The following is a 26,380-nucleotide window of genomic DNA, read 5'->3' on the forward strand; positions in this document are numbered from 1 at the left end:
TCCCACGAGCAAGGAGTCGGCCATGCGCCATGCCCCCGTCACCCCGAACGGCGACCGGATTCGATGGGTGGAGATCCCCGGCGCCGAGCCCACCCGGCTCTACCTGCACGGACTCGGCGCCACCTCGCCGGTGTACTGGGCCGCCGCTGCCGCGCACCCTCTGCTGACCGGCCGCCGCTCACTCCTGCTCGACCTGCTCGGCTTCGGTATCAGCGACCGGCCCACGGACTTCACCTACACGCTGGAGGCCCACGCGGACGCCGTGGCCGCGGCGCTGGAGGCCGCCGAAGTGACGGGCGTCGAGGTCGTCGCGCACAGTCTGGGCGGGGCGGTGGCGATCCTGCTCGCGGCCCGGCATCCGCGGCTGGTCGCGAACCTGGTCCTCGTGGACTCCGTCCTGGATCCGGCCCCGCCGGTGCCCGCACCCGGCAGCAGCGGCATCACGGCCTACACGGAGGAGGAGTTCCTGGCCGACGGCTGGCAGCGGACCGAGGAGCGGGTCGGTTCGTTCTGGTGGTCCACGATGCGCCTCGCGGGACGCGAGGCCTTGTACCGCACCACCGTCCATCGGTCTCGGGGAACCGCCCCCTCCCTGCGCGAGCATCTGGCGGGCCTGACCGTCCCCCGCACCTGCCTGCACCCGGAGGCCGACGGCGAGCCGGCCGACGCGGCGGGACTGCGGGCCTCGGGCGTGACCGTACGGGCGATCCCGGACTGCGGCCACAACATCATGTTCGACAACCCCGAGGCGTTCGCGCGCGCTGCTGCCGACGCCCTGAACGGCGGCTGACGCCATCCAGGGCGGCGCACGCTGATACGGTGTCGGAGCGCGCCGCCTTGTAGGGGTGGGGCACGATCAGGCCGCCAATGCTCCGGTGCCGGCCGCCGCCCTCGTGGTCGGGGCGGGCGGCCGGCACCGTGGCGGGGTCACTCGCAGAACACCTGCACCTTGGCGTCGGGGTCCTCGACGTCGACGACGATGTCGTCGAGGTGCTCGATGAGCTCCTCGAGGTGCTGCGGCTTGAGCTCGGTGAGGTCGATCGGTACGCCTGACCTGTTCAGCTCCGCGTTGACCTTGGCGACCGCCTGCGGAGGGAGAAGGCTGGTGAGCCGGACGCCGGCGCGCAGCAGCTGGAGCGGGACGCGGATGTTGACCCGGCTCGCCCCGTCGCCGCCGGTTTCGTCCGCCGAGTCCACCACGACGCGCAAGTACTTGGGGCGCGCTTTCGGGGTGGACGAGGCGCCCGGAGGCGGCTCGGGCTGGTCTCGTTCCAGGGCGTCGATCAGCCGTTCGGCCTCGTCGGCGGTGATGGTGCCCTCCGCCAGCATCTGCAGGACCTGTCGGCGCTGCTCGTTCATGGGAAGCTCCTCGCTCTTGTGGCTGTTCTGCCTCATCTGACGCTTACGAGTACGGCGGTTCGGTCCTGCTCGAACTCGAACAGGGTGCCGGGCAGCGCCCACAGCAGTCGCCCGGTGCCGCGCAGCGCGCTCACGGGGTCGACCCGTGTGGCGAAGCAGGCGATCAGTCCGGCCGGCGCGGCGAGCAGCAGTAACGGTGACAGTACGAGCGCCACCGGCAACACCGGGACGTGCAGCCGCCTCAGGCGGCCGCCGGGGCGGCGGTAGCGCACCGTCACCAGCTGCGGGATCATCGGGTCTCCTCCAGCTCGGCCAGCGCCTCTTGGGCGCTGATCTCCCCTCGCCGCAGGCGGTCGACGATGTCGGCGGCGCGGGTGGGCGCGGGGTCGGTGTCGACGAAGTCGAGGTGCTCGGCGATCCGCTTGAGCCGGGACTTGATCGTCGGGTAGCTCACCCCGAAGATCCGCTCCATCTCCTTGATCGAACCGTGCGACCGTACGAAGGCGGCGACGAACACCTGGTCGTCGATGCCGAGCTGGGCCAGCTGAGGCGGCTCGAACCGCCCCTCGATCGCGATCCCGCTGCCGGCGAGACGGACCCGCTCGACCACGAACGGCTGCCCTTGTGTCAGGTCCGTCAGTTCCTGCCAGTCCACGCTCGGCTCCCTTGCTTTCGATGTCGAGCCTGTTATTCATTTGTACATTGAGATTCTTAAGGCAACAACGCATGGACATGAAGATTCTCAATCCAGCCTTCGGATTGGCTGGTTGACGACGTAGACGGTCGGTTTCGCCACGTCCTCGAACGAGGTGCCGACCTCTGTCGGTGCGGTACCGACGTCGAGGTAACCGCGCTCGACCTGCGCGGCGAGGTCGGCGTCCCTACGGCCCGTCGCACTTCTCGTGCCACTGTTGCCCCTCGCATCGCGGCCGGATTCAGTGTGGCGACCGTGTGCGGAACAACGTCCTCAGCCGCTCTCGCAGCGGGCACGGAGACCACAAGTCCCGTCCGGAGTGCGGGACCCGACCGGGCGCGAGCTCGTCCGACACGCCGCACCGGCGTCGCCATCCCGCGGGATGGGCGCTGCGGACCGATGATCGGAAGGAAGCTGCTGCCGCGGGTGTGCCGAGCCCACCGAACGATGAGTTCTCGCTGATCCCGCAGTCCCCCTGGTACGCATTCTGGCCGACGAAGGAGAAGCCGTGACGGATGACGTCTGGTCGATGGTCCATGCCGAGCGCGCGGCGCTCATCGAGGACCTCTCGCACCTCGATGACCGGCAGTGGGAGCAGCCCTCGCTCTGCGACGGGTGGACGGTCCACGACGTGGTCGCCCACCTGGTCGACACGTACCGGACGACACGCCTCGGCTTCGTCGTCGGCCTCGCCCGGGCGCGGTTCGACTTCGACCGCCAGAACTCCGTAGGTGTGGCGCGCGAGCGCGGGACCACACCGCAGGAGACCCTGGAGCGGCTTCGGCGGGTGGCCTCGCGGACGTCGACCCCGCCGGCACCCCTCGACAGTCGGCTCGTCGAGGAGGTCGTTCACGGGGAGGACATCCGGCGCCCCTTGGGCCTCACCCGTACCTACCCGCCGGAGGCCGTGGCCAGGTCGCTCCGCCTGCAGACGCGGACACCGGCTTCGTTCGGCGGTGCCAAGGAGCTGATGGCCCGCGTCCGGCTCACGGCAACGGACGCCGACCTGACGGTCGGGACCGGCCCGGAGGCGAGCGGCCCCGTGCTCTCCCTGCTCCTGGCCGTATCCGGGCGCCGGGTGGCCCTGGGCGACCTCAGCGGGCCGGGGGTCGCCGCGCTGGCGGAGGATGGCTGACGCGCGGCCCTTGTCGACCCCCGCGCAGGGGACCCGGATTCTCTGCGCGAACGCCCCGCGTCCGCACCGACGGACGAGCGTGATCCACACGGTCCCCGCCGCCGGCGCCACCGAGTAGCCCATACCCCAACCTGGCCCTGCGACCGACTAACGGATCGCCTGGGCAACCGACTTCAACGGAGGCGCGGCCATCAGCGAGGCGTACCCGACCCGTTCACCGCGCGATCTCCACCCAGCAGGCCAAGACCTGCGTGGCGCCTCGACGGACATCCGCCTCCCGGTCCACGGCCAGCTGCCCGCAGACCTCTGCGAGGCCCGGCGCGCTGTCCACCGTCCCCACCCGCATCAGCCCCTCGGCCGTCTGCAGGGTCACGGCCGTGTCCTCGGGGTCGAGCGGCAGGCCCACCAGCGCTTCCGCCGCTGCCGGGACATCGGCGAAGGGAGCGAGCTGCTGCCCCGCGCGGACGCGACGCAGCCACATGGGGGAGGAAGCACCGTCCAACGCCGCCCGCATCCTGCTCATCTCGTCCGACACCCCGGGACCCTCTGACGCAGGGACACCCTTCCCGGCGTCAATCCTGTTGCCGGTGCCGTCGACGACGGTCTACCGTCGGCCGGTCCCGCACCGCTCGTGCCCCGCTCCTGCCTGGGAGACCGCCCGTGCCCGTCCGCCCCGCCGCCGCTCGCGATGCCGACTTCCTGTGGCGCATCCTGCGGGAGGCGTACAACTGGAACGGCGAGCAACGGTTCACCGTCGAAGAACTCGCCATGGACCCGCACGCCGCGCGCTACCTCGCCGGCTGGCCCCGCACCGACGACTTCGGGTTCGTCGCCGAGACCGATGCCGGCGAACCGATCGGCGCGGTGTGGGCGCGGCGCCTGCCCGAGGACGAGCCCGGGTACGGATTCGTCGCGACGGACGTCCCCGAGCTGACCCTCGGCGTGTCGTCCGGGCACCGGGGCGTCGGTCACGGCAGGACGCTCATGGAGGCGCTGATCCGGGCCGCCGCCGAGCGGCCGGAGCCGGTCACCCGACTCAGCCTCAGCGTCGAGGACGGCAACCCCGCCGCGCACCTCTACACCTCCCTCGGTTTCACCCGCGTCGGGCGCAACGGCGACTCGGACACGATGCTCCTGGACGTCCCGGAATCACGACACGTCTAGGACCTGTCCTCCCCCTGTCCCCACCCACGCGTGAAGCCGGAGAGCCTCGCAGCCGACAAGGCATGGCTCACGCGGGGAACGGCCACCGGGATGCAACACCATGACGCCCAGGAAGAGGGGAACAACACCCAGGATGACGAGTGCGATCTTGACACCACCTCAAGTGCCACGAGCCGTACTACTGAAACGGGCCCGAGGTGTATCGACCCGCAGGGTTGTTGACGCGGGTGATGGGCGGGTATGCGTTAAGGGCGGTGTGGCAGCGGTGGTGGCTGTAGGTGCGGAGGACGTCAAGGCGAGAGGCCGGTCGGCGGTCAGGAGATCCTGTGCTCCGTCCAGAACGGGCCGAGGTCCTTCGTCGTGGCGGCCTGTGCCGCGTGCTTGAAGGCCGTGGTGGTGGAGACGCCCAGCCAGTGGTCCCGGACGTAGCCGCGCAGCATGGAGGCCATCGCCGGGGTGCCCAGAGTGCGTTCCAGGTCGTGGAGGGCGCAGGCGCCGCGTGTGTAGACGACTCGGACGTACTCGGTGCGGTGGCCGTCCGCGTAGTAGGCCATCGAGCGGGTGAGGGCCGCCGTGTCGCTGGGCCACGGGCCCTGGTCCTCCCAGCAGGTGGCCGTGGGCTCCCTGTAGTACAGCTGGGCCGCGTACTGGGCGAAGGACTCGTCCAGCCAGGGCGACGTGAACTGGTCGTTGCCCACGATGCCGTAGAACCACTGGTGGGCGATCTCGTGGACGGCGCCCGACTCGTCCCGTTCGGTCCACAGCAGGACCAGGCCCGGGAACTCCATGCTGCCGAAGTCGTCGAGGGTGTCGCTCATGACGAGGTCGAGCTCGCCGTACGGATAGCGGCCGAAGCGTTTGCCGAACTCGTCGACCGAGCCGACGGAGTCCTGCAGAGCCTTGGCGACCCCTTCGGGGGGCGTGGAAGCGGTCCAGTACGCGTTCAGCCGGACTCCGCCGGGCGTGGTCACCGTCTTCGACCGGAACGGCCCCGCCGCCCACGCGAAGTCCCGCACCCCGCGCGCGACACTGGTGGTGACCGTGCGGCCGGGTGCGCCCGCGTGCCGGGTGGTGGTGCCGGACGCGGGAACGACGAGCGCGTCCGGGTGGTCGAGGACGACCCGGAAGTCACCGGTCAGGGTGTGGAAGCTCTCGCCGAAGCCGACGTCCGGGTCGAGGTGCCGGCCCTGTGCGTCGCGTACGGACAGCAGGGGCAGCGCGTTGCCGAGGTAGCGGTGCGCGCCGTCCTTGCCGAAGCGGTGGACGCGGTCCGGGACGGTGATCGAGACGTCGAAGGAGATGCTCGTACGCGCCCCGTACGGCAGCGGCGCGGGCAGGTCGATCCGCAGCGCGGTGCAGCCGACCGTCAGCGGCCGCGGGGTGCCTCCCTCGACCCTGCCCACCCGGACCGGGGACGGCCTGTCCGAGGTCCCGCAGCCGTCGGAGCCGTTCCCCCACAGGCGCACGTCGACCGAACGCAGGGGAGTACGGGCGGCATTGCGGAAGGACACCGTCTGGCGGCCGGTCCAGTGCGAGCCGTCGGCGTCTCCGCTCAGCGACACGTCGTAGGCCGGGCGGTCCGGTGTCGCCGTCTCCCGTACCGGGGCGGCGGAGTGCGTGGGGTGCTGCGCCGCGGCCGTGTGGGGGACGATCAGCAGGGCGGCCACGAGGGCCAGCAGCGTCGCACGTCCGTACCTGAGAGAGGTCATGACAAGCACGCTAGGACTCCCGGATGCCCGGACGGGCGGGTTCCGGGCAGTCCCGAGGCTCCCGAGGCGGTGGGTCATTCCGGGCGGTTGAAGCGCCGTGCTGCCCACAGCAGGGCGACGGCGCCGCTCGTCAGCAGGACGGCGGCTTCGAGGAGGAGCGGGGGTTGCCGGCCCGCCCACTCGATGCCGGGGGTGGTGTGCCCCGCGGGTACGTGGTGGGCGATGCAGCGGCGGAGGAGGTCCACCGCGTACGCGAGAGGGTTGGCGTCGGCGAGTGTGTGGGCCCAGCCGGGCAGGCTGTCCAGGGGGAAGAAGCCGCCGGAGAGGAACAACAGCGGCATCATCACCAGGCCGAGGAGCGTGTGGAACGTCTCGGCCCTGCGGAGGGTCACGGCCAGGGCCAGCGCCAGGGCGGTGATCGTGAAGGACGCGAGGATCATGCCGGCGAGGAGCGTGGCCAGGAGGAGTGGGTCGTAGGGGAGACCGACCGCTCCGGCGAGGCCGAGCAGTACGGCCCCCTGGGCCGTGGCGGTCAGCGTGCCGCCGGCGCAGTTGCCCAGGAGGAGGGCCGAGCGGCTGACGGGGGCCATGAGGAGTTCTCGCAGGTAGCCGCTCTGCCGGTCGATGATCAGGCGGATGCCGACCATGATGGCCGGTGTCTGCACCGTCATCATCAGCATGCCCGGGAAGAGGTACGTCTGGTAGTCGACGCCCAGGGAGGCGCGGGGGATGAGGGCGGCCAGTCCGCCCCCGAGGACCAGCAGGTAGAGCACGGGGTGGAGCAGCATCAGCGCGGTGTGGGCGCGCTGGCCGGCCAGACGCAGCAGGTCGCGGTGGACCAGGGCGTGGATCGCCCGTAGTTCGTGCCGCAGGCGGGCCCGCCGTCCCCTGTGGGCGATACCGGCGGCCTCAGTGGCGTGAGTGGTGTGAGTGGTGTGAGTGGAGTTCGGGGCTTGCAGGGCTGACTTGGTCATGGGCCGCCGCCCGTTCCTGTCGTGGCTTCGCACGGGGTGCGGCCGATTCCCGCGGCTCTGTTCAGGCTGCGGCCGGTGTGGTGGAAGAAGACGTCGTCGAGCGTGGGCCGGGACGCGGCAGCGGCGTGGACGGCGATGCCGTGGTTCTCCAGCGTCGCGCAGAGGCGGGGAATCCACGCGCTGCCGTCCGGCACCCGCAGGCAGATTCCGCCGCTGTCCACGGTGACGGCACGGTCCGGCGGCGCGATGCCGCGCACGACCCGCCGTGCCGTCGCGTCGTCGCTCGTACGCAGCACCACCCGGTCGTCTCCGATCGCGGCCTTCAGGGCGAGGGGCGTTCCCTGTGCCACCAGGCGGCCGCGGTCGATGACGCCGATGCGATCGCAGTTCTCCGCCTCCTCCAGGTAGTGGGTGGTGACGAAGAGGGTGCTGCCGTGCCGGTCGCGCAGCGCGCGCAGGTGCTCCCAGACCTGGGCGCGCGCGTGGGGGTCGAGCCCGGTCGTCGGTTCGTCGAGGAACAGCACCCGGGGGGAGTGCAGCAGGGCACGGGCGATCTCCAGGCGTCGCCGCATGCCGCCGGACAGGGTGCGTACCGGGGCGCGTCGCCGGTCGGTGAGCCCGGCCGCCTCGAGTACTTCCGCGGCTCGCCGGCGGGCTTGGCGGCGGGGCATTCCGTGGAGACGCGCATGGATGTGGAGGTTCTGGTCGGCCGTGAAGTCCGCGTCCAGCGTGCTGTGCTGGAAGAGCATGCCGACGTGGCGCCGTACCTGGTCGGGCTCGGTGAGCACGTCGGCGCCGGCGACCGTGGCGTGACCGGCGGTGGGGCGGGCCAGGGCGCACAGCAGGGCGATGGTGGTGGACTTCCCCGCGCCGTTGGGGCCGAGGAAGGCGTAGGTCTCGCCTTGTGCCACATCCAGGTCAAGGCCGCGTACGGCGTGGATGGTGGTGCCCTGCGGGCCCGGGTAGCTCTTGACCAGGCCGCGCGTGCTGATGGCCTGGACGGGCTCGGGGGCGTGCCGGGTGGTGTTCGGGGTGGTGTGCGGGATGGCGTGTGCGTCGGTGACGGCTGCCGTCGTGCGTGCTGCTGGGGCCAGGTCGTCATCGCCTGCGGGGAGCTGCATGGGTCCGGTCCTCTCCTGGGGATACGCCCACCGCGGCCTCCCGGCCTACGAGGCGCTTCAGGCCGTCGCTCCGGCCGGCGGCTGTCCCGGGACAGCCGCCGGCCGGATGGTGCCGGCTGTCTTAGGCGCAGCTGATGCCGATACAGACGGTGTTGAGGACGGTCAGCAGGCCGACGCACTCGCACGTCGCGGCGAACGGCGCTCCGTCGACACCGACGGGGTCGGTCTCCGGAAGGGCGTGGAGCCGGGCCAGCAGTTCGAGGTCCTTGTTCTCCATGGGTTTCTCCTTCTTCTCTTTCCTGTGGGGAGCGGCGGACTTCCCGCCGCTCAGTCCGGCACCTGGACCATCCAGTGCCGGGGGCCGGCGTGCCGGAGCCGTACGAGGAAGGCCAGGATTCCGGCGGATCCGTCGCTCCAGCCGGTCGAGACGTCCCCGTACTCGTTGGGGAAGACCACGTGGCCGTGCCGGTGGGCTCGCTCGCCGAGGAGGAGGCGGGACACGTCCTCGGCCATGGCCCGGTAGACGGGGTCACCCGTGGCGTCGGCCACGTCGAGGAGGAAGTCGCCGTTGCCCGCCAGCCCGTGGCACTGGGTGAGGGCGGCGCGGGAGGCACGTTCCATGACGGCGTGGGTACTGCGGCGGGCGAGGTCGCCGAACCTGTCGTCGCCGGTCGCCTGCCACAGCCGTACGAGGAAGGCTCCGATTCCTGCCGCACCGTGGCACCAGTACGGGGCCGTGGGCACGTCCGAGGCCTGGGCGGGCCACTGGGCGGCCTCGCCGACGAGCACGGCGTCGGCCAGCAGCCGCTCGCCGGCCTCCAGGGCCAGTTCCTCGTGCTCCGGGCGCTGCGAGACGGCCGAGGCGGCAAGCAGGAAGCAGCCGATGCCGGCCGTTCCGTGAGCGAAGCCGAGGTACCGCTTGCCGCCCTCCGAGGAAGCGGCCTCCGCGGGAACAGCCCAGCTCACACCCGTCGCATCGCGCTGTACGGCGGCGGTCAGCCGGTCGGCCGCGTCGACGGCCAGCTCGGCGAAGCGCGGATCACCGGTGCGGTGCCACAGGTGGACGGCGGCAAGCCCACTGCCCGCCGTGCCATGGGTGATGTCGTGATGGGGTGTCATCTGCTGCGGGGCCAGCGCCAGGGCCAGCGCGTGGTCCGTGAGCCCGTGGTCGTCGACGGCACGCCCGGCGTCGTACAGCGCCCAGGCGGTGCCGGGGCCGCCGAAATGCAGGCCGGGGCGTGGAGAACGGACATCGGTGCGGGCCGCGATCCAGCGACCCGCCGTGGAGATCAGGCCGGGCAGACGCGCGTCGCCGGTCAGTTCCCAGTACCGCGTCAGGACGGCCAGGACACCGGCCGCGCCCTGCTGCACGGTGCACGGATCACTCTCCCCGGCCATGGTGGACACGGGCCACAGCCGCCGGTCGTCCGCCGGATTCATCGAATCGACCAGGTGGTCCACCAGGCCGGTCACCACATCGTGGGGGTCGTCGCTCCGAGCCGGGCGAGGGACGACGCGGTTCCCCGGCCCGCGGTTCCCCAATCCGTGGTTCTCCGGCCGCACCGGGGCCGCCCTCCGGAGAGCCTCGCGCGCCCTGGCAGGGTCCCACCGCTCGGCGGGATCGTCCTTCATCAGCCCGAGGACCATCTCCGCCAGGCCCTCCGGCAGCCCGAGCGGACCCGTACAAGAGGCGAGCCATGCGGCGAGCCGCTGTTCCGCGGCCCTCGTGGCAGGCTCCTCGGGCAGCAGGTTCGGCACCTTCCCCGCCAGGACGAAGCACGCGGTGGCGCCGAGGCCGTAGTAGTCGGCCGCCGGATGGACGGGTGCGTCGGCCAGGCGTTCGGGGGCGCTGAAACCGGGGGTTCCCACGCGGGTCGGCAGGGCGGGCTCGTCCTCCATGACGGCGAGTTCCAGGTCGATGAGGCGCAGCTCGCCGTCCGGGCGGACCATGATGTTGGCAGGGGTGAAGTCCCGCAGGACGCAGCCGCGGGCGTGGGCCGCCGCGACCAGTTCCACCAGGCGCAGGACCTGCGCGGGCGCGTCGGCGCGGTAGCGCTCGGCCCCGGCGTCGCGGAAGTGCTCGGCGACCCACGTACGCAAGGTCACGCCCGGCACCTCGTCCTGGGCCAGGAACAGGTGCCGGCCGTGCTCGAACAGGGCCAGCGGCACCGGAGCCAGCCCCGTGCCCTTCAGCTTCTCCAGCGTCCGGGCCTCGGCGCGCAGCCAGTCGCGGACGTCGCGGCCCGACGCGTCGGCCTCCACGTGCGGACGGGCTTCCTTGATCACCACGGGTGCGCCCGTGTGGACGTCACTGCCCCGGTAGACACCGCCCTTGTTCGTGTGCCGGATCGCCTCCCGTACGGCGAAACGCCCGCCCAGCAGCACCGGCCCGCTCGCCGTATCCGCGGTATCCGCCGCCTGCCTCGTATCCGCGCCCTTCGTATCCGCGCCCCTCGCCTCCGCCGACCGCGGCGAGACGGGCACGGAGGCGGGGAACGGGCAGACCGCCCAAGAGGGCGGAGAATAGTGGCCGGTGCGCTTGTCCTCTACGGGATTGCCGTCGGGGTCCTCGATGAACCACACCAGCAAGCCGTCGTCCGACAGCCGGCGCCGGCCGACGAAGGAGCCGTAGCGGTAGTGCACCAGGGAATGCGCGGCGTAGGGCTGGTCGGACAGGATCCGGGGGCCGGCCAGCCCCGCCGTCACCCGGTGCAAGTCCCGGGCGAGCCGGGCCGCGTCGGCGTCGGAGCGCGGGTAGACGGTGATGAACTTGCCCGAGCTTCCCCTCGGTGTGGCACGGGAGTTGAGCGCACTCACCTGATCCAGCGACCGGGCGAACTTGAACGCCGAGTCCTCCCGCAGCAACACCTCCAGGGTCTTCCCGAGAACCACCGGAGCGGAGGCGGCCGTCGCCGACACGTGCAGCTTCCACCCCTGCTCGCGCCGCGCCCCGGCCAGGGGCGCGACACGGCACCACATCTCGTCCGTACCGGCCGTCCAGAGTGCGGCGGCATCCGCGGCGTGCAGGGCTTGGCGGAGGAGGTCTTCCAGCTCGACTTCGGTCACGTCGCTCGTCATTGACTGTCCCTCTCAACGGTGAGAACCGCTGGTCGGAACGTGCCCGATGACATAAGCAGACCAACACACAGGCGCCCGGATTCACTTGAACCGGCGAGCGCGCGGCGCTGCCCACCCCTCCGCAGGCGCGCCCGGCGCGGGCGGCGGCGCACGACGCAGGCCCCGCCAAGCGCCGTCACCGAGCGCCCAACCGGCCTTCGACACCCCCGCCCCGCGCCCCCGGCCCCCTGTTCAGGACACCAGCCCCAGCCCCTCCAGCTCGGTCAGCCGCACCGTGCACAACCCCCCACGCTCCGCCTTCACCTCCGTCACCTTCAGCTGCGTGCCCGGAGTGAGGAGGTACTCCTCCTCGCCCGTGAACGCGGAGAACCGACGGATCCCCACGGCACGTACGGGTGTCACCTCGAACAACGTCCGCTTGCCGCGGTTGCCGAGGAACGCCCGGGCCACGCCCAGCTCGGACGTGCACGACGACACGCCCCACCACGTCACCGTCCGCCCCAGCGGGTACTGGGACCGCAGGTCCAGCGCCACACCGCGCCACAGCGGCTCCGTCCTCGCCGGCAGCCCCGCCACCGCCGAGAACAGCAGGCGCAGGTACGGCAGATACGGCACCAGCCGCTCCCGGTCGGGGGACCGCAGCACGGCGTTGATCTCGCGGTAGAAGGCGGACTCGCACGTGTACAGATACAGCGCGGAGATCGCGTCGGCGGACAACCCGGCCACGGACGATCCCCCCGCCTCCGCCGCGGCCTGTGCCTCGGTGACCTTGGCCTCCGCGAACCGACTCGACCGCTCGATGTGCCGGTCCAGGTTCGCGAGCACCTGCGACACCGGCTCGACGGCCTTCCGGAAGTCCATCACCGGTGTGTCGAACACACCGGTGATCGGCGGCAGGACGAGGCCCTCGTCCTTGACGCTCGTGAGCCGCTCCAGATAGAGCTGGTGCAGCTCCATCGTCGACGCGATGAACGCCCCCATCCGCTCCGAGACGCCACCGCCTGCCGTCCCGCCCGTTCCCGCCGCGTCCTGGTCCCAGCCCTTCCGGGGCAACCAGTCGACCGGCTCGGCCCCGACCGCGGCCAGGGCGTCGTTCACCTGGGCGAAGTGGTCTCCCTCGCAGAAGATGTCGCCCTGCGCCGCCGGGTTGGCGTGGTCCAGGTGCCGGACCTCGACCCCCGGGTACTTCTTCTCCAGCCGCTGGACGACTCTCTTCAGGCTGCGGGCGTGCGCGCCCCACCAGGCGAAGACGACACCCCGGTCCTCCTCCGCCGCATCCTGCTTCGCCCGAAGGATCTCCTCGACGATCTGCTCGGCCACGGGCCGCCAGAACGACGTGTGCCGATCGGTCGGCACGGCCCCGTCCGCACTCGCCGTCAGAGACGCGTTCAGCAGGAGCACGCCCTGGGTGAGCATCGCCTGGAACCACTCCGGCGGCTGGACCGTGTCCTCCTTCTTCAACAGGGCCCGGATGTCGGCGATCGGCGTCTTCTTGGCCACGCCGTACTTCCACATCGCGGCGGCCTTGATGATGCAGCGCATGCTGACCACACGACCGAACTGGCTGTCCTTCCAGTCGCCGAAGGTGTTGTCGAACATCGCGATGCCGGTCGCGCTCTCGGCCCGCGGATACGGGTTCTGCCCGAAGGCGACGACCTTCCACTTCTGCGGCGGATGCGGCTTCAGCGCCTGGAACGTCAACTCCCTTACGGGAACGACCTCCGGACTCCGCTTCGGACCGATGAAGTCGGCGGCTCCCGGCTGCGCCTCGATCACAGGACCGAGCAACGGCAGCCACGGCTCACCGCCACCGGCGAACAGCTCGGCCAACCCCAACGGGTCCCCGGCGGAGGGGGAATGCCCCTCCGGTACGTTGATCCGCACCCGCTGTGCCGGCCCGGCGCCCTCGATGTCGTCGAGCTGCCCGAGCACTGCCGCCCGCAACGCGTCGTAGTCCGCGAACCCGTGGTCGTGGAACAGGGTGTAGCCCGTCCACATCAGGTTGGCGCACACCGTCGCGGGCACGCGCCCCGTCCGCGCGCCCATCCCGACGAGCGCCACGGAGCGGATGCTGCCGGGCTTCGCCCGGTTCTGCAGGTGCACCGCCTGGAACGCGGCCGCGCACGCCAGCGCCACGTTCATGGTGTCGCTGACGTTCTGCGAGGACTGCCGCATGGTCGGCGTCGAGATCAGATACCGCGGTACGGCCGCCCCGGACGGGACGCACACCGCGCTGCCCACGGGCAGACTTCCGCCGAACCGCTCGCGGATCGCCCGCTGCACCCGCACCTGGATCCCGGCACCCAAGTGCCGCTTGACGAGCGCGTCGACACCGCCGTCCATCCGGCCCCGTGCGTTCGTCGGGGACACCCAGGCGTCGACGTCCACATCGAGAAGGGAACCTCTCCGGATCTCGACCTGGGGCGTGTCCGCGAAGGCGGACCGCCAGGCCGCCACCACCTCGTCGTTGACATCGACCAGGACGACCTTCAACGCACGCTCGACACCCACGAATCCACCTCTCTCGCACACGCTCTCGAACGATTCCGAAGCTACAACGCCCCACTGACATTGATACTCGTAGCGGGTTCCGGGGGCCGTGGCTCTCCCACTGACTGACGCCCTGCTGGGCTGTCTTCGCGTTGTACCGTCCGGCCGCCGGGACCCGTTCTTCATGGCTCCGGCCAGGTGGAACATGACCTGATAGGAGCTTGGTCAGAAGCCCCATCAATGTCCTGTCTGCGCCACCTGGCCGGTGTCACCTCCGGCTAGGAAGGCACCCCCAGCATGACGTCAGCGGGCACGGTGGACATGGATCAGCAGTGGGTGTTCGGCGGCGTGGATTCTCATGCCGACACCATCCACGTCGCGGTCGTCACCGACAACGGCGGTCACGTTGCCGACGCCGAGTTCCCCACCACCACGGCCGGATACACCGCGGCCCTCGCGTTCCTGGGCGCCCATGGGGACGTGATCGCGATCGGCGTGGAAGGCACCGCGTCCTACGGAACCGGCTTCACCCGCGCGGCCCGGGCCACCGGTTTGACCGTGGTCGAGGTCAACCGCCCCGACCGCGCCGAACGCCGCCGCAACGGCAAGTCCGACCCCATCGACGCCTACGCCGCCGCCCGCGCCGCACTGTCCGGACGCGCGTCCAGCGCGCCCAAGGACGACGCCGTCACCGGCATACGTGCCCTCCACAACGCCGCCCGGTCCACGGTCAAAGCCCGCACCGCCGCCATCAACCAGATCGGTCACATCCTGGTCAGTGCCCCCGACGCTATCCGCGACCGCTACCGGGCCCTACGCGGCAAGGTGCTGATCGACACCCTCGCCCGCCAGCGACCCCACGGGGACGCGGTCCATACTGCCGTCCTGACCGCCCTGAAGAGCCTGGCCAGGCGGGTCCAGGCCCTCACCGGCGAGCACGACGAGCTCACAGCCGCACTCGACGGCGTGGTCAGCACCCACAATCCGGGCCTGCGAGCTGCCTACGGCGTCGGTCCCGACACCGCGGCCCAGCTCCTGATCACCGCCGGCGGCAACCCCGACCGCCTCCGCACCGAGGCGTCCTTCGCCGCTCTATGCGGCGTCGCACCCGTGCCGGCCTCCAGTGGCAAGACCAGCCGTCACCGCCTCTCCCGAGGCGGTGACCGGGCCGCCAACGCGGCCCTCTACCGCATATCCCTCGTCCGCATGGCCAGCGACCGGCGCACACGCGAATACGTGGCACGGCAGACCGCGGCCGGCCGGACGAAGAAGGAGATCATCCGTCTCCTCAAGCGGGCCATCGCCCGCGAGGTGTTCCGCTACCTCACCACCACGGTCACCGTCCCCGACATCGCCGACCTACGACCTCTGCGGCGGTCCAAGAACATCACCCTCACCACCGTGGCCGAGCACTTCGGCGTCTGGCCCGCCGTCATCTCCTGCGTCGAACGCGGCACCCGCCGCGACGACTACCTCGCAGGCGCCTACCGCGACTGGCTCATCGCAGCTTGACCCTCTGACGCGGAGGTTCACTCATAGCCAGTGGCGGCCTGAAGCGCTTTCGCCAGGAAAGCCCAGTTCCCGCCTTCGGGGAGCTCTTGACCCACGTTCTGATACCAGCCCGGCGAGTCATGCATCCATGCCGCAAGGGCCTCAAGGAATCGATCGAGGGTCTGGTTCTCCCACTCGTCTCCCCTTCGGAGATAGTCCTCATGCAGTCCTCGAACAAAGGAGACCAGTTCGTCGCGGCTGCGGACTTCATCGTCGGGAATCAGTGACATAGAGCGAACCTACCCTCCACCTCGTCCGCAGAGCGCTTGACGATCAATAGGAGCATCAACGCCGAGGCCCCGACGTCAGGGCCGGCCGGCCACCGGGCCGGCCGGCCGTCGGAGTGGGCGGTCGTCGGGTGGGCGTCCGTCGGAGTGGGCGGCGTGGAGGGTGCGGTGGACGGTGACGGCGAACTGTGTTCAGACGCCGGTGTGTCCCCCGTCGCCCGCGCCGAGGACGGGGACGGTGAGCTTGCGTTCGAGGGCCTTGGGCGGGGACCACAGTTCGGTGCGCCGCTTCCGGTCCTCCAGGCCCTGGCGTTCGGCACGGCGGATCCCGGGCACGGCGAGGGCCAGGGCGACCAGGGAGCCGGCCAGACCGGCGCCGAGGAGGACACCTGCACGTACGGCGCCGTCTGCCAGGGCGAACGGAAACGCGAACCCGAGGCAGAGAGTGCCGAGGCCGCCGAGGACGGCCACGATCCACCACAGCGGAGTGAGCGGGTGCTCGTTGCGCAGGTGGTCGAGCAACTGCCGGTCGGTCGGACGTCGCCGGGGATGCTTCTCGGCGGCGGCGAACAGCTCGGCCCGCCCGCGCAGTGCCCACACGGCATGGGCTCCCACCCATGCACCGGGCAGCGCGAAAATCGTCACCAGGATCAAGACCACCTGGACCGCCCGAGGCACCGGCACCCAGCCGGAGGCGTCGGCCACCAGTGATGCCACGGTGGCTCCCACGAGTACGGCACCAGCCGCGGTGGTGGCCACGAGCCCGCGCCGGGCCCGGCGTACCCGAGCACTGAGAGGGAACTCGACCGCGTCCAACGTCTTCTCCGTTCGATGACCACGGGTACTCTACGCAGCTCGCCGGGGACACCCGGCGGCTCCCTCGCGCCGAGCACGGCGACCCCCGCGACGAGATCCGACAGCGCCGGATGTCGGATCCCGTCACTGGCGACGACCTGGCTACCGGATCGTCCGCCTACCGGCCTCCTCGTTCACCCCTCTCACCCGCTCACCCACCCCCTCGCTCCTGAGCCGGTCGACCGTGACCGCCAGCTCCGCGATCGTGCGCGACGTGAACATCTCCCGGAGGCCGATCGCCACCCGGAACCCGTCGCGGATCCGGGCGACCAGCCGGGTCGCGGCCAGGGAGTTCCCGCCGAGCTCGAAGAAGTTGTCGCTGACACCGACCCGGGGCAGGTCCAGGACCTCGCACCAGAGCGCGGCGAGCCGTTCCTCGGTCTCCGTGCGCGGCGCGACGAACCCCGGCGCGTCACCGGCCTGCCTGGGAGCGGGCAGCGCGCGCCGGTCGAGCTTGCCGTTGGCGCTGAGCGGCCAGCTGTCCAGCGCCAGGACGTGGTCGGGGACCATGTGTGCCGGCAGTCGGTCGCCGAGCCAGACCCGGAGCCGTTCGGTGAGCGGCTGGGCGGGTTCGGCGGGCCGGGCGGGCGCGTCGCGGTCCACGCGGCCCCCGAGCAGGGAGTGCACCAGCACGTGGCGCTCGCCCAGCGCGAGCAGCGGCCTGACCGGGTCGAAGGAGAGCGCGCCGATCGGGCAGAGGCCGATGTCGGTGCGTGCCGCCTTGTCCATCAGGAGCTGGCCCATGTACCCGGCCTCCAGCAGGCACATGTCGCGGGCGATCGAGCCGTACATCGGCTCGATCGCGTCGAGGTCGGCGACGAGGAACACGCTGAAACCGGACGCCTCGAAGACGGCGCGGTTGTGCGGGGCGTGGATCGCGGCGTCGACCGTCGCACCCTCGTCGGGGGCGAGGGCGACGAGCGCGTTCTCCCGCGGGTCGAGGTAGTACGTTCCCGCAGGGAGTCCCGACACCGCACCGGCCTTCACGTACAGGTACGTCTGGACCGGGTAGAGGCCACCGGCGGACGGATAGCGGCACTTGGCCAGACCGTCCGCTTCGTCCTGGCGCAACACGCCCAGGCAGTCGGCCAGTTCGGCGAGGCCGACCGGCCCGGTGAGGAAGTCCCGGTCGCTGCGCCGCCGCGACGGCTCGTCCGGCACGCGCGGGAGGACGACCCGGGGGCGTTCGGCTTCCTGGCGCAGGCCGTGCCGGGCGAGCTTGAACGCCGCCCGGCTCACCGGGTCGAGCACGGTGACGCCACCGCGGCGGGCCTCCTCGACGTCGGCCGCGTCCGGCCCGGCGACGACATAGGCGACCAGGCCGTCGTGGCCGGGCCGGTCGGGGCGGCCGGTCGCGGTGACGACGGCCGAGGCGACGGCGGGGTGGGCGAGCAACGCCGCCTCGATCTCCCCGAGTTCGATGCGCTGGCCACGGATCTTGACCTGGAAGTCGGCCCGTCCCATGAACTCGATGGTCCCGTCGGGGCGCCACCTGCCGAGATCCCCGGTGCGGTACATCCGCTCCCCGGTGTCGGGGTGGGGGACGAACACCGCGCCGGTGCGCGCGGCGTCGCGCCAGTAGCCGTCGGCGAGGCACACACCGGAGACGTACATCTCGCCGGTGACCCAGTCCGGGCACTCCTGGAGCCGCTCGTCGAGCACGTAGTAGCGGACGTTGGCGAGGGGAGTGCCGTACGGAATGCTCCGCCAGGCCGGATCGACCTCGGCGACGCGGTGCCAGATGCTCCACACGGTCGTCTCCGTCGGTCCGCCGATGGCGAGCACCTCGACGCCCGGCGCCGCCTTCGCGAGGCGGGGCGGCACCGTCAGCGGGATCCAGTCGCCGCCGAGCACGGCCAGCCGGAGCGAGGCGAGCCGGTCGCCTTCACCCGTGCTCTCCAGGAGCATCTCCATCATCGCCGGCACCGAGTTCCACACCGTGACCCGGTGGGTGGCGATCAGCTCGCTCCAGTGCACCGGGTCGCGGCGGTCGGCGGCGGCGGGCACGACCAGCGTGCCGCCCGCGCCCAGCATGCCGAAGACGTCGAAGGCGGACAGGTCGTGGTGGAGCGCGGTGACCCCGAGACAGCGGTCGCCCTCGCCGATCCCGAACGTCTCGATGGTCTCCACCAGGCAGTTGACGAGCGCCCGGTGACCGACCATCACGCCCTTCGGCTCGCCCGTCGAGCCGGAGGTGAACATCGTGTACACGAGGTCCGCCGGGCCGCCGACGGACGGGAGCGACACGTCGGCGACGGCGGGCAGCGGCCGGTCCAGGCTGAGCCGCAGCGGTCCGGCCGGCCAGTCAAGCCGGTCGTCGAGCTGCGACTGGGTGAGGACGAGGCCGACCTCGCCCTTGTCGAGCAGGTGGCGGAGACGCGCGCCGGGCAGGTCCGGGTCGATCGGCAGGTACGCGGCGCCCGAGAACAGCACGGCGTAGGCGGCGACTACCTGCTCCCAGCCCTTGTCCATGACGATGGCGACCAGTCGGCCGGGCCGGGCCCCGTGCGCACGGAGCCAGGCCGCCACCTGTCGGGCGTCGGTGTCGAGTCGGGCGTAGGACAGCGTCCGGTCCGGGGCGATCACCGCAGGGGCGTCGGGGCGGGCGGCCACGTGCCGCTCGAAGAGGTGCTGCACCTGGATGTCCGGTACGGCCCTGGTCGGTCCCGCACTCTCCCGGCGCCGCTCGGCCTGCGCCGGGGGCAGGGCGAGCGGCCCGCTCCGCGACCAGGCGTCCTCGTCGGTCGCGAGCCGGTGCAGCAGGGCCGTGTGCGCGGCGAACATGTCGTCGAGGAGCCCGGCCGGGAAGAGCTCGTCGACCGTGTCCCAGTTCAGGAGGAGCGCGCCCTCCTCCTCGTGGACCTGCTCGTCGAGGGAGACCTGCGGGGTCTGCGAGACGGCGAAGACCGGGGTGAGCAGCCGCTCCAGCGGAGTCTTCGCCGCGGTGGCGAAGGCGAGGTTGCTGGTCATGACGACCGGCATGAGCGCCTGGTCGAATCCGCCCTGGAGCCGCATCAGTTCGCGCAGCACCTCCACGCCGCTGACGTCCTGGTGCCGCAGGTCGGACCTGAGCTGCCGCTGGAGGCCTCGTGCCCGGTCCCGGAAGGAGGCGTCGGTGCGGAAGTCGACCTCCAGCAGGGTGAAGGACGCGAACTGGCCGAACACCTCGTGGTACGCGGGGTCGTGCACGGGCCGGGTGAGGCGCGGCACGTTGAGCGTGAAGTGCCGGCTGGTGCTCCAGGTGGCCATGGTCTCGGCGTACGCGGCGAGCAGCAGTCCCGTCGGGGTCAGCCCGGCCCGGCCGGCCCGTTCCTTGAGGCCCTGCCAGAGCCCGGCGGGCAGGGTGACCTCCCGCCGGGTGAACCGCGGCCGGTCGATCGATCCGGCGCGGGCGGCCGCGGGCAGCTGTGGTGCCGGGGGCAGCTCCGGCAGCCGGCGCCACCAGTAGTCCCGCGCACGCCGGTACGCGGCCCCTTCGCGCCGCTCCGCCTCGGCCCGTACGTGGTCGCGGAAGGTCTTCCCCGGTGCAGGCGGCAGGGCGTCCGGTACGTCGTAGAAGCGGGACAGGTCGTCGAAGAGCAGCCGCCCGGAGGAGAAGTCGGCGATCAGCGAATCGACGCTGAGGTGGATGCGCAGTCCGCTGTCCAGCCGGGTGGCGGCGACCTCGAAGAGCGGCCACTGATCGGCCGGACGCACCTCGTGCGACAGCCGGTCCCGGGTGGCCGCCAGCGCCGCCTCGGCCTCGTGCGGTGCGCGGCCGCGCAGATCGGTCACCCCGATCTCGTACGGGGGTACGTCGGCGAGGATCCGCTGCTCGTTGCTGTCTGGCAGCATGACGGCCCGCAGCATCTCGTGCCGGTCGATCACGCGCCGCCAGGCGTGCTCGAACCGGGGCAGGTCGAGAGCGGGCGCGTCGAACTCCAGATAGACGTGGGTGGAGACGTTGCCCAGCTCGAAGGCGCCCGTGCGGCCGAGGCAGTACGCCTGCTGTGTGTCGGTCTGGGGGAAGGGGGCGGAGGAGGCGGAGAGGGCGGAGGAGTCCGCCGGCTCAGTGGCGGAGAGGGCGGAGAGGGCGGAGAGGGCGGAGAGCGGGGTCTCGGACGGGATCAGCAGGCCCTCGGCGGTGAGGGGGAGTCCCGACGGGCGCCGCTGGAGGAGGGTGGCCGCGAGGGTGGTGACGGTCGGATCGCCGTCGAACACGGCGTCGGCGATGTCCACGCCGAGGTCGCACTCGATCCGGCCGACGAGCCGCAGTGTGGCCAGCGAGTCCAGGCCCAGGTCGAGCAGCGGGCGCTCGCGGTCGGGTGCGTCCGCGCACCCCGGGACCAGGGTCGCCACCAGGTGGCTCAGATAGGCCTCGACGGCGTCGTGGTGGTGGTCGGCGCGGGACTGTGCCGGGGCGGTGTCCCCACCGGCGGTCCATTCGCCGACGACGGTGAGGGTTCCGTCGAGGAGAGCCTGCCGGATGGCCCGGCGCTGGATCTTTCCGCTGGAGGTCTTGGGGATGGTGCCCGTACGCACGAGGACCAGGCCGTGGAGACGGACGTCGAACTCCGCGGCGATCGCCCGGCCGACGTCCCGGGCGACCTCTGCCACGGGCGGCAGCTCCGCCCCGCGCCGGAGCTCGGCGACGAGCACCAGGTGCTCCGCGCCGCCGTCGTCCACGGCCACGGCGGCCGAGGAGTTGGCCTGGAGGGCCGGATGGCTCTGCTCGGCGCGGCGCTCGATGTCCTGCGGGTAGAGGTTGCGGCCCCTGATGATGATCAGGTCCTTGCTGCGGCCGGTGACGAACAGTTCGCCGTCGCGCAGGAATCCCAGATCGCCGGTCCGGAGGAACGGCCCTTCTCCGGTGGCCAGTTCGGCCTCGAAGGCCGCCGCGCTCTCGTCCGGGCGCCCCCAGTACCCGTGGGCGACGTTCGGACCGCCGACCCAGATCTCACCGACCTGCTCGGGCCCGCAGACGGTCGCGGTGGCCGGATCGACGACGAGCAGCCGCTGCCCGTCGACGGCGGAGCCGCACCCGACGACCTCCCGGCTCCGGCCGGGCCCCGCGTCGGCGGTGCCGGGGACGACGCGGTGCGCCTCCAGGGCGGGGGCGTCGACGGTGAGCGCGGACGAGGGGGTGAGGTACTCACCGCAGGACACCATCAGGGTGCCCTCGGCAAGACCGAAGCTGGGCCGCAGTGCTTCCCTGCGCAGCCCCCAGCGGGAGAAGTGGTCGGCGAACCGGTCCAGCGTCGCGGCCCGTACGGGCTCCGCGCCGACGATCACGGTGTCCAGTGTGCTCAGGTCCAGGGGCACGTGCTCCGCGGGGTCGACCCGGTCGACGCAGAGGTCCAGGGCGAAGGGGGGTGTCGGGGACGACGTGGCGCCGTAGGCGGAGATCGCGCGCAGCCACTGGAGGGGGTCGAGGACGAAGGTGCCCGGCGCCATCAGGACGGCGGTGCAACCGGCGACGAGGGGCTGCAGGATGCCGCCGATGAGCCCCATGTCGTGGTACGGCGGCAGCCAGCTCACGATGCGGGAGCCCTCCGAGGTCCGCGTGCGGGCCTGGATCTGGGCGGAGTTGTGCAGGAGGTTGCCGTGGGAGACCATCACGCCCTTCGGTGCGGCGGTGCTGCCCGAGGTGTACTGGAGGAACGCGAGGGAGTCGGTGCCGACGAGCGGATCGGTCCACTCCTCGGCGTCGGCGGTGACGGCGCTGCCCGGCAGCCAGGTGACGTCCCGCAGTTCGGGCGCGTCGAGGAGCTGCTCGCGGACGCGGGCCGTGATCCGGTCACCGGTCAGTACGGCGGTGGGCGCCGCGTCCGCGGCGACGGCCCGGAGCCGGGCCAGGTTGCGGGCGTGCGGCGGGTAGCACGGTACGGCGATCGCCCCCGCGTACAGGCAGCCGAAGTACGCGCTCACGTAGTCGGGGCCCGGCGGGTGCAGGATCAGCACCCGGTCGCCGGTCTTCCCCTCCTCCTGGAGGGTCGCCGCCACCACCCGTGCGCGGTGGTCGAGTCGGGCGTGGGTGAGGCGGGCCTCCTCCTCGCCGTGGCTGTCGAGGAAGACGTACGCGAGGCGGTCGGGCTGGTGCGCGGCCCGTGAACGCAGCAGGTCGACGAAGCTGCTCGGCCGTCGGCCGAACGCCTGCGGGAAGGGTGCGGAGAGGTTCATGACTCCTGGGTCCCGTCGAGGTCGTCGCTGTCGCCGGTGCGGCCGGCCGGTTTCGTCGCGCTCACCAGCAGGGTCGGGACCCAGGGGCCGCTCCACCACATCCGGGGGCCGGCGTCGGTGCAGGTCGTGTCGACCGCGCCCGCCGCGCGCAGGATCTCGACGTAGCGGCGGGCGTGGAAGATGTCGGCGATGAGCAGCCGACCGCCCGGCCTGAGGACCCGGTAGGCCTCGCGCACGGCTTCCTCGCGGCCTTGTGCGCTGGTGATGTTGTGGATCGCCATGCTGGACACCACGACATCGAACCGGCCGTCTGCAAGGGGGAGTTGTCGCATGTCCGCCGTGACCAGGTCGACCTGGTCGGCGACCTGCTCACGCTCGGCGTTGTCGGCCGCGGTCCGCTGGTTGTTGCCGGACTGGTCGACCGAGCGCCAGATGTCGACCCCGGTGACCCGGCCCTTCGGCACCCGGCGTGCCGCGGCGGTCAGCACCGCTCCGCGCCCGCAGCCCAGGTCCAGTACCCGCTCGTCGCCCTGCAGGTCCAACGCGTCCAACTGCTCGTCCCAGACAAGGAACTTGCCCCGTACCGAAGCGTGCAGGAACAGCCCTCCCGCGACGGCCAGGACCGGCGGGATCCGCAGCAGCCGCCGGGATCCGCCCGCGGCGACCGCCGCCAGGGGTGCCACGACCCCGGCGCCGAACGCCAGCAGCCAGTTCGGGGCGTCGACGCCGTAGCGCCCTCGTCGTCGTAACGATGTGTTGCTCATGAAAGACAATCCTTGATTCACGATGTCCGTACGGATGGGGTGCGGATCAGCGGGCCCGGCAGGCGGCCGATACGAGAGGGAGGACCTGGTCGCTCGACTCGAAGGGGAAGAAGTGGCCGCCGGTGAAGGTCCGGACCGTGACGTCGGTGCCCAGCTCCTGCCAGCGTTCGACCTCGGCGGGCGGGGCCGCCGGGTCGTCGGAGCCGCCGAGGGCGATCAGCCGCACACCGGCCGAGAGCATGGCGCGGGTCCGGTAGGTCTCGGCCGCCTCGAAGTCGGCGCGCAGCACCGGAAGGAAGAGCTCCAGCCACTCCTCCTCGGCGAGCAGCTCCGGCGGAATGCCGCCCAGTGCGCCGAGACGGCGGATGAACTCCTCGTCCGCGAGCCGGTGCATCGCGGGGGTGCTGCGGGGTACGTGGGGCGGCACACTGCCCGAAACGACCACCGCCGCCGGAGGGTTGGGGCCGTCCTGGAGGGCGAGGCCGAGTTCGTAGGCGAGCAGAGCGCCCATGCTGTGGCCGAACAGCACATAGGGAAGGCCGTCGGCCCGGTCGGCGATCGGCCCGGCGAGCAGCTCGCCGAGCCGGACGATCGACCTCTCGGCAGGCTCCGCCATACGGACCCCGCGGCCCGGGAGCCGAACCGGCACGACCTCGATTCCCGGGCCCACTTCACCATGCCAGAGCCGGAAGGCCGACCCGTCCGCGCCGCCGTGCGGGAGACAGAAGAGCCGGGCATCGAGCCGGGGCGTTTCTGGACGTTCGGGGGGAAGCCACAGGTTCTCGGAGATGACACTCACGGATTGCACGCACTTTCGGTTCACCGGTGACGCTGCGTCACCCCAATGGATCTTCGGGTGCAACGATCACTCCGGCCGAAAGAAACGGTTATCCGTACGGTCGCACGTGCGAACTCGATGACGGGTGATGCGTCACCGACGAACCGGCCTCCACCTGGTGTTCGTCGAGGCCGGGACGCCGGTGTCGGCCGCGGCTACTCCGCGGCCTTCGTCGCCGGGTGCGCCTTGGCGAGGGTGCAGACGCCGTCCTCGCACTGACGCTCCAGCCGGCCGCGCGAGACGGTCTGCGCCAGACCGACCAGCCAGCAGGTGGGGCAGCCGCGGAAGGCGATCAGGGCCAACGGGGCCGCCAGCAGGGTGGCCGGGCCGGCGACGGGCACCAGGGCGACCGAGCCGATGATCAGCCCGAAGCCGACGGCGCCGCGCGCCAGGTGGCGCGGGACGGACTTGCTGGCGAAGTCCCTTACGGGCGGGGTGGGTCGGGTGGACTTCGTGGCGTGTGTGGTGTGCTCGGTGTCCACTGTGCTTTCTGTGCTCACTGCGTTCACGGTCGCGGGTCTCCTCCGGTGGGTCGGTCGGCGGCTTGACCGGGTGCCTGGCCGGTCGCTGCCAGTGAGTGACGCAAGGTCGTGCGTGCTCTGTGCAGCCGTGACTTCATCGCGGCGCCGCTCAGACCGAGCGAAGCGGCGACGGTCCTGCCGGGCAGGCCCTGAATGTCCCGCATGATCAGGACCTGCCGCTGATCGCGGGGCAGGGCGCCGACCGCCGCCGCGATCCGCTCCACCTCCAGCCTGTGCAGCACCGTTTCCTCGGCGGACCGTTCCGCGGCGGCCTCCGGTTCGTCCGGGTGTTCGCCTCGCCGTGAGGCGAGCACCCGGACCTGCCGGAGGCATTCGTTGCGCACGATCCGGAACATCCACGAGGCGAGCGCGCCGGTGGCCCGCAAGGTGCCGATCTTCCGGTAGAGGATGATCAGCGCCTCCTGTGCCGCGTCCTCCGCGTCCTGCGGCGAGGCGCACAGGGACGCGGCGAACTTGCGCACGTGCGGCTGGGATTGCACGACGACGGTGGTGAGCGAGGTGACGTCGCCGTCCTGAGCGGCCTTGATCAGCCGTTCGTCCGGCCAGGAGAAGCGTCGGTTCATGGGTTACTCATACTCGGAAGGCCCCCCCGTGGCGCGCGCCGGTCAGCCTCGGCTCCGGTAGCGGCGCATCAGATGCCAGCTGCACGCGCCCACGAGCAGGGCTCCGATCACGACGATTCCGGTGACCATCATGGGTGTCTCCTCCTGGTTCCGCCGGCCCGTTCGACCGGTACGCACATAGGAGGCGGGGAGGCCCGGAAAGGATTCACGTTCGCTTGCGGGATCTTCGGGATCTTCGGGATCTGTGGGGTCACTCCCAGACCGCGGACTCCGGGTCGACGCCGTGGGCCTCGGCGTTCGCGAAGATCACGTCGCGCAGCCAGCCGGCCAGGCCCGGGGCGAGCGCCTCGTAGGACTCGGTGTAACCGGGCTCGCTGACGTACATCCGCCCGATGCACACCTGCATCGCGTGCGTGCAGTCGAAGTACCCGGAGAGCAGCGCGCGGTGCCGTTCCGCGAGGGCGTTCGCCTCGTCGGAACCGGGCACCACACCGGCGCGCTGCGCGGTGGCGAGATCGGCGTTCAGGGCGTCGGTCGCGGCCGCGACCTCCCGCCAGTCCTCCGGCGTCATCACGGCCGCCCGCTCGGCGTACTGCTCCCACTGTGCGCTGTCGCCCCAGCGTTCCTCGGCCTCGTCGACCCAGGCGGGCAGCCAGTCGGCACCGAAGATCTCGACCTGCTCCTGCGGAGTCAGCCGCATCCCCGGTCTCGACGCCTCCATCATGCGATCGACCGCGCCGACCATCGTCTGCAGGCGGGCGATGCGGTCCACGAGCTGCGACCGCTGGCGGCGCAGGTGGCCGCGGGCGTCGATGTCCGGGTCGTCGAGGATGCGGCCGATCTCGGCGAGCGGGAAGCCGAGCTCCCGGTAGACGAGGACCCGGTGCATCCGGGCCACGTCGTCGCCCGAGTAGACCCGGTAGCCGGCCCAGGTGCGGCCGCTCGGGCGGACGAGGCCGATCGTGTCCCAGTGGTGGAGCGTCTTGACGCTGACCCCGACGAGCGCGGCCACACGGCCGACGGTCAGGCCGTCGAGGCCGCCCGTGCCATCCGTGCCATCCGTGCCGAGCGCACCCGTGGCATCCGTGCCGAGCGCACCCGCCCCGTCCCCGGTGATTGTCGATTCCTGCTCGTGGGCGTCGTTCGTCATCGGTACA

The 26,380-nt window shown here is 71.7% G+C and carries 22 protein-coding genes and 1 pseudogene; 4 read left to right on the forward strand and 19 right to left on the reverse strand.

The genetic code is table 11. The features are described 5' to 3' along the window. Positions 1-22 precede the first annotated feature (22 nt). The gene (locus OG357_RS35345; protein ID WP_329624987.1) at positions 23-790 is read left to right on the forward strand and encodes an alpha/beta fold hydrolase; all 768 of its coding nucleotides are present in this window, start codon (positions 23-25) and stop codon (positions 788-790) included. 137 nt (positions 791-927) lie between these two features. Here OG357_RS35345 and OG357_RS35350 read toward each other — a convergent pair whose 3' ends face one another. From OG357_RS35350 to OG357_RS35365, 4 genes and pseudogenes are all read right to left on the reverse strand, one after another. Continuing rightward, entirely contained in the window at positions 928-1,359 is a 432-nt protein-coding gene (locus OG357_RS35350) for an SHOCT-like domain-containing protein (RefSeq protein WP_329624988.1), read from the reverse strand. 32 nt (positions 1,360-1,391) lie between these two features. Then, positions 1,392-1,652 (reverse strand): hypothetical protein, encoded by a 261-nt coding sequence (locus OG357_RS35355; RefSeq protein WP_329624989.1) that lies wholly within the window; start codon positions 1,650-1,652, stop codon positions 1,392-1,394. Then, positions 1,649-2,014, reverse strand: coding sequence for a DUF2089 domain-containing protein (locus OG357_RS35360; protein ID WP_329624990.1), 366 nt, complete (start codon positions 2,012-2,014; stop codon positions 1,649-1,651). Before OG357_RS35360 ends, OG357_RS35355 begins: the two co-directional genes overlap by 4 nt. Positions 2,015-2,125: 111 nt before the next feature. After that, positions 2,126-2,233: pseudogene (locus OG357_RS35365) on the reverse strand (RidA family protein); the annotation flags it as partial. A gap of 349 nt (positions 2,234-2,582) precedes the next feature. On the opposite strand from OG357_RS35365, the gene OG357_RS35370 reads away from it, so the two are divergent. After that, positions 2,583-3,188 carry a maleylpyruvate isomerase family mycothiol-dependent enzyme gene (locus OG357_RS35370; RefSeq protein ID WP_329625796.1) on the forward strand — a complete coding sequence of 202 codons (606 nt, stop codon included), beginning with the start codon at positions 2,583-2,585 and terminating at the stop codon, positions 3,186-3,188. Positions 3,189-3,402: 214 nt separating this feature from the next. Here OG357_RS35370 and OG357_RS35375 read toward each other — a convergent pair whose 3' ends face one another. Then, complete coding sequence (locus OG357_RS35375; protein ID WP_329624991.1) at positions 3,403-3,711, reverse strand: hypothetical protein; 309 nt, start codon at positions 3,709-3,711, stop codon at positions 3,403-3,405. A 137-nt stretch (positions 3,712-3,848) separates the two neighbouring features. Here OG357_RS35375 and OG357_RS35380 point away from each other — a divergent pair, with 137 nt between their 5' ends. Further along, complete coding sequence (locus OG357_RS35380) at positions 3,849-4,352, forward strand: GNAT family N-acetyltransferase (RefSeq protein ID WP_329624992.1); 504 nt, start codon at positions 3,849-3,851, stop codon at positions 4,350-4,352. Between the two features lie 314 nt (positions 4,353-4,666). On the opposite strand, the gene OG357_RS35385 is transcribed toward OG357_RS35380, so the two are convergent. From OG357_RS35385 to OG357_RS35410, 6 genes are all read right to left on the reverse strand, one after another. Beyond that, entirely contained in the window at positions 4,667-6,061 is a 1,395-nt protein-coding gene (locus OG357_RS35385) for a M1 family metallopeptidase (protein ID WP_329624993.1), read from the reverse strand. Positions 6,062-6,135: 74 nt separating this feature from the next. Then, positions 6,136-7,035: an ABC transporter permease gene (locus OG357_RS35390; protein ID WP_329624994.1), complete on the reverse strand. Its 900-nt coding sequence runs from the start codon at positions 7,033-7,035 to the stop codon at positions 6,136-6,138. Next, a complete protein-coding gene (locus OG357_RS35395) occupies positions 7,032-8,156 on the reverse strand; it encodes an ABC transporter ATP-binding protein (protein ID WP_329624995.1) in 1,125 nt (374 codons plus the stop codon). Before OG357_RS35395 ends, OG357_RS35390 begins: the two co-directional genes overlap by 4 nt. Before the next feature lie 121 nt (positions 8,157-8,277). Continuing rightward, positions 8,278-8,433 (reverse strand): VenA family class IV lanthipeptide, encoded by a 156-nt coding sequence (locus OG357_RS35400; protein ID WP_317593320.1) that lies wholly within the window; start codon positions 8,431-8,433, stop codon positions 8,278-8,280. Positions 8,434-8,483: 50 nt separating this feature from the next. Beyond that, entirely contained in the window at positions 8,484-11,234 is a 2,751-nt protein-coding gene (gene lanL, locus OG357_RS35405) for a class IV lanthionine synthetase LanL (protein ID WP_329624996.1), read from the reverse strand. A gap of 231 nt (positions 11,235-11,465) precedes the next feature. Next, positions 11,466-13,745, reverse strand: a complete 2,280-nt coding sequence (locus OG357_RS35410) for an ADP-ribosyltransferase domain-containing protein (protein WP_329624997.1) — start codon at positions 13,743-13,745, stop codon at positions 11,466-11,468. A 276-nt stretch (positions 13,746-14,021) separates the two neighbouring features. On the opposite strand from OG357_RS35410, the gene OG357_RS35415 reads away from it, so the two are divergent. Continuing rightward, positions 14,022-15,236, forward strand: coding sequence for an IS110 family transposase (locus OG357_RS35415; protein WP_329619721.1), 1,215 nt, complete (start codon positions 14,022-14,024; stop codon positions 15,234-15,236). A 17-nt stretch (positions 15,237-15,253) separates the two neighbouring features. Here OG357_RS35415 and OG357_RS35420 read toward each other — a convergent pair whose 3' ends face one another. From OG357_RS35420 to OG357_RS35455, 8 genes are all read right to left on the reverse strand, one after another. Beyond that, complete coding sequence (locus OG357_RS35420) at positions 15,254-15,505, reverse strand: DUF7660 family protein (RefSeq protein ID WP_329619722.1); 252 nt, start codon at positions 15,503-15,505, stop codon at positions 15,254-15,256. A gap of 189 nt (positions 15,506-15,694) precedes the next feature. Continuing rightward, the gene (locus OG357_RS35425; protein ID WP_329624998.1) at positions 15,695-16,219 is read right to left on the reverse strand and encodes a hypothetical protein; all 525 of its coding nucleotides are present in this window, start codon (positions 16,217-16,219) and stop codon (positions 15,695-15,697) included. Positions 16,220-16,459: 240 nt separating this feature from the next. Then, the gene (locus OG357_RS35430; RefSeq protein ID WP_329624999.1) at positions 16,460-22,516 is read right to left on the reverse strand and encodes a non-ribosomal peptide synthetase; all 6,057 of its coding nucleotides are present in this window, start codon (positions 22,514-22,516) and stop codon (positions 16,460-16,462) included. Beyond that, the gene (locus OG357_RS35435) at positions 22,513-23,280 is read right to left on the reverse strand and encodes a class I SAM-dependent methyltransferase (protein ID WP_329625000.1); all 768 of its coding nucleotides are present in this window, start codon (positions 23,278-23,280) and stop codon (positions 22,513-22,515) included. Before OG357_RS35435 ends, OG357_RS35430 begins: the two co-directional genes overlap by 4 nt. Before the next feature lie 46 nt (positions 23,281-23,326). Continuing rightward, positions 23,327-24,103: a thioesterase II family protein gene (locus OG357_RS35440; RefSeq protein ID WP_329625001.1), complete on the reverse strand. Its 777-nt coding sequence runs from the start codon at positions 24,101-24,103 to the stop codon at positions 23,327-23,329. 170 nt (positions 24,104-24,273) lie between these two features. Then, the gene (locus tag OG357_RS35445; RefSeq protein ID WP_329625797.1) at positions 24,274-24,600 is read right to left on the reverse strand and encodes a hypothetical protein; all 327 of its coding nucleotides are present in this window, start codon (positions 24,598-24,600) and stop codon (positions 24,274-24,276) included. A 23-nt stretch (positions 24,601-24,623) separates the two neighbouring features. Further along, positions 24,624-25,223, reverse strand: coding sequence for an RNA polymerase sigma factor (locus OG357_RS35450; protein WP_329625002.1), 600 nt, complete (start codon positions 25,221-25,223; stop codon positions 24,624-24,626). Positions 25,224-25,473: 250 nt separating this feature from the next. Next, the gene (locus tag OG357_RS35455; protein ID WP_329625003.1) at positions 25,474-26,373 is read right to left on the reverse strand and encodes a MerR family transcriptional regulator; all 900 of its coding nucleotides are present in this window, start codon (positions 26,371-26,373) and stop codon (positions 25,474-25,476) included. Between the last annotated feature and the right edge of the window lie 7 nt (positions 26,374-26,380).

It is taken from the genome of Streptomyces sp. NBC_01255 (assembly GCF_036226445.1).
GTDB lineage: Bacteria > Actinomycetota > Actinomycetes > Streptomycetales > Streptomycetaceae > Streptomyces.

Coding starts and splice junctions, on each gene's coding strand:
- OG357_RS35390 (WP_329624994.1), bottom strand. CDS start 7,035: ATGACCAAGTCAGCCCTGCAAGCCCCGAACTCCACTCACACCACTCAC.
- OG357_RS35355 (WP_329624989.1), bottom strand. CDS start 1,652: ATGATCCCGCAGCTGGTGACGGTGCGCTACCGCCGCCCCGGCGGCCGC.
- OG357_RS35455 (WP_329625003.1), bottom strand. CDS start 26,373: ATGACGAACGACGCCCACGAGCAGGAATCGACAATCACCGGGGACGGG.
- OG357_RS35385 (WP_329624993.1), bottom strand. CDS start 6,061: ATGACCTCTCTCAGGTACGGACGTGCGACGCTGCTGGCCCTCGTGGCC.
- OG357_RS35375 (WP_329624991.1), bottom strand. CDS start 3,711: ATGAGCAGGATGCGGGCGGCGTTGGACGGTGCTTCCTCCCCCATGTGG.
- OG357_RS35420 (WP_329619722.1), bottom strand. CDS start 15,505: ATGTCACTGATTCCCGACGATGAAGTCCGCAGCCGCGACGAACTGGTC.
- OG357_RS35400 (WP_317593320.1), bottom strand. CDS start 8,433: ATGGAGAACAAGGACCTCGAACTGCTGGCCCGGCTCCACGCCCTTCCG.
- OG357_RS35345 (WP_329624987.1), top strand. CDS start 23: ATGCGCCATGCCCCCGTCACCCCGAACGGCGACCGGATTCGATGGGTG.
- OG357_RS35370 (WP_329625796.1), top strand. CDS start 2,583: ATGGTCCATGCCGAGCGCGCGGCGCTCATCGAGGACCTCTCGCACCTC.
- OG357_RS35450 (WP_329625002.1), bottom strand. CDS start 25,223: ATGAACCGACGCTTCTCCTGGCCGGACGAACGGCTGATCAAGGCCGCT.
- OG357_RS35395 (WP_329624995.1), bottom strand. CDS start 8,156: ATGCAGCTCCCCGCAGGCGATGACGACCTGGCCCCAGCAGCACGCACG.
- OG357_RS35350 (WP_329624988.1), bottom strand. CDS start 1,359: ATGAACGAGCAGCGCCGACAGGTCCTGCAGATGCTGGCGGAGGGCACC.
- lanL (WP_329624996.1), bottom strand. CDS start 11,234: ATGACGAGCGACGTGACCGAAGTCGAGCTGGAAGACCTCCTCCGCCAA.
- OG357_RS35435 (WP_329625000.1), bottom strand. CDS start 23,280: ATGAGCAACACATCGTTACGACGACGAGGGCGCTACGGCGTCGACGCC.
- OG357_RS35430 (WP_329624999.1), bottom strand. CDS start 22,516: ATGAACCTCTCCGCACCCTTCCCGCAGGCGTTCGGCCGACGGCCGAGC.
- OG357_RS35415 (WP_329619721.1), top strand. CDS start 14,022: ATGACGTCAGCGGGCACGGTGGACATGGATCAGCAGTGGGTGTTCGGC.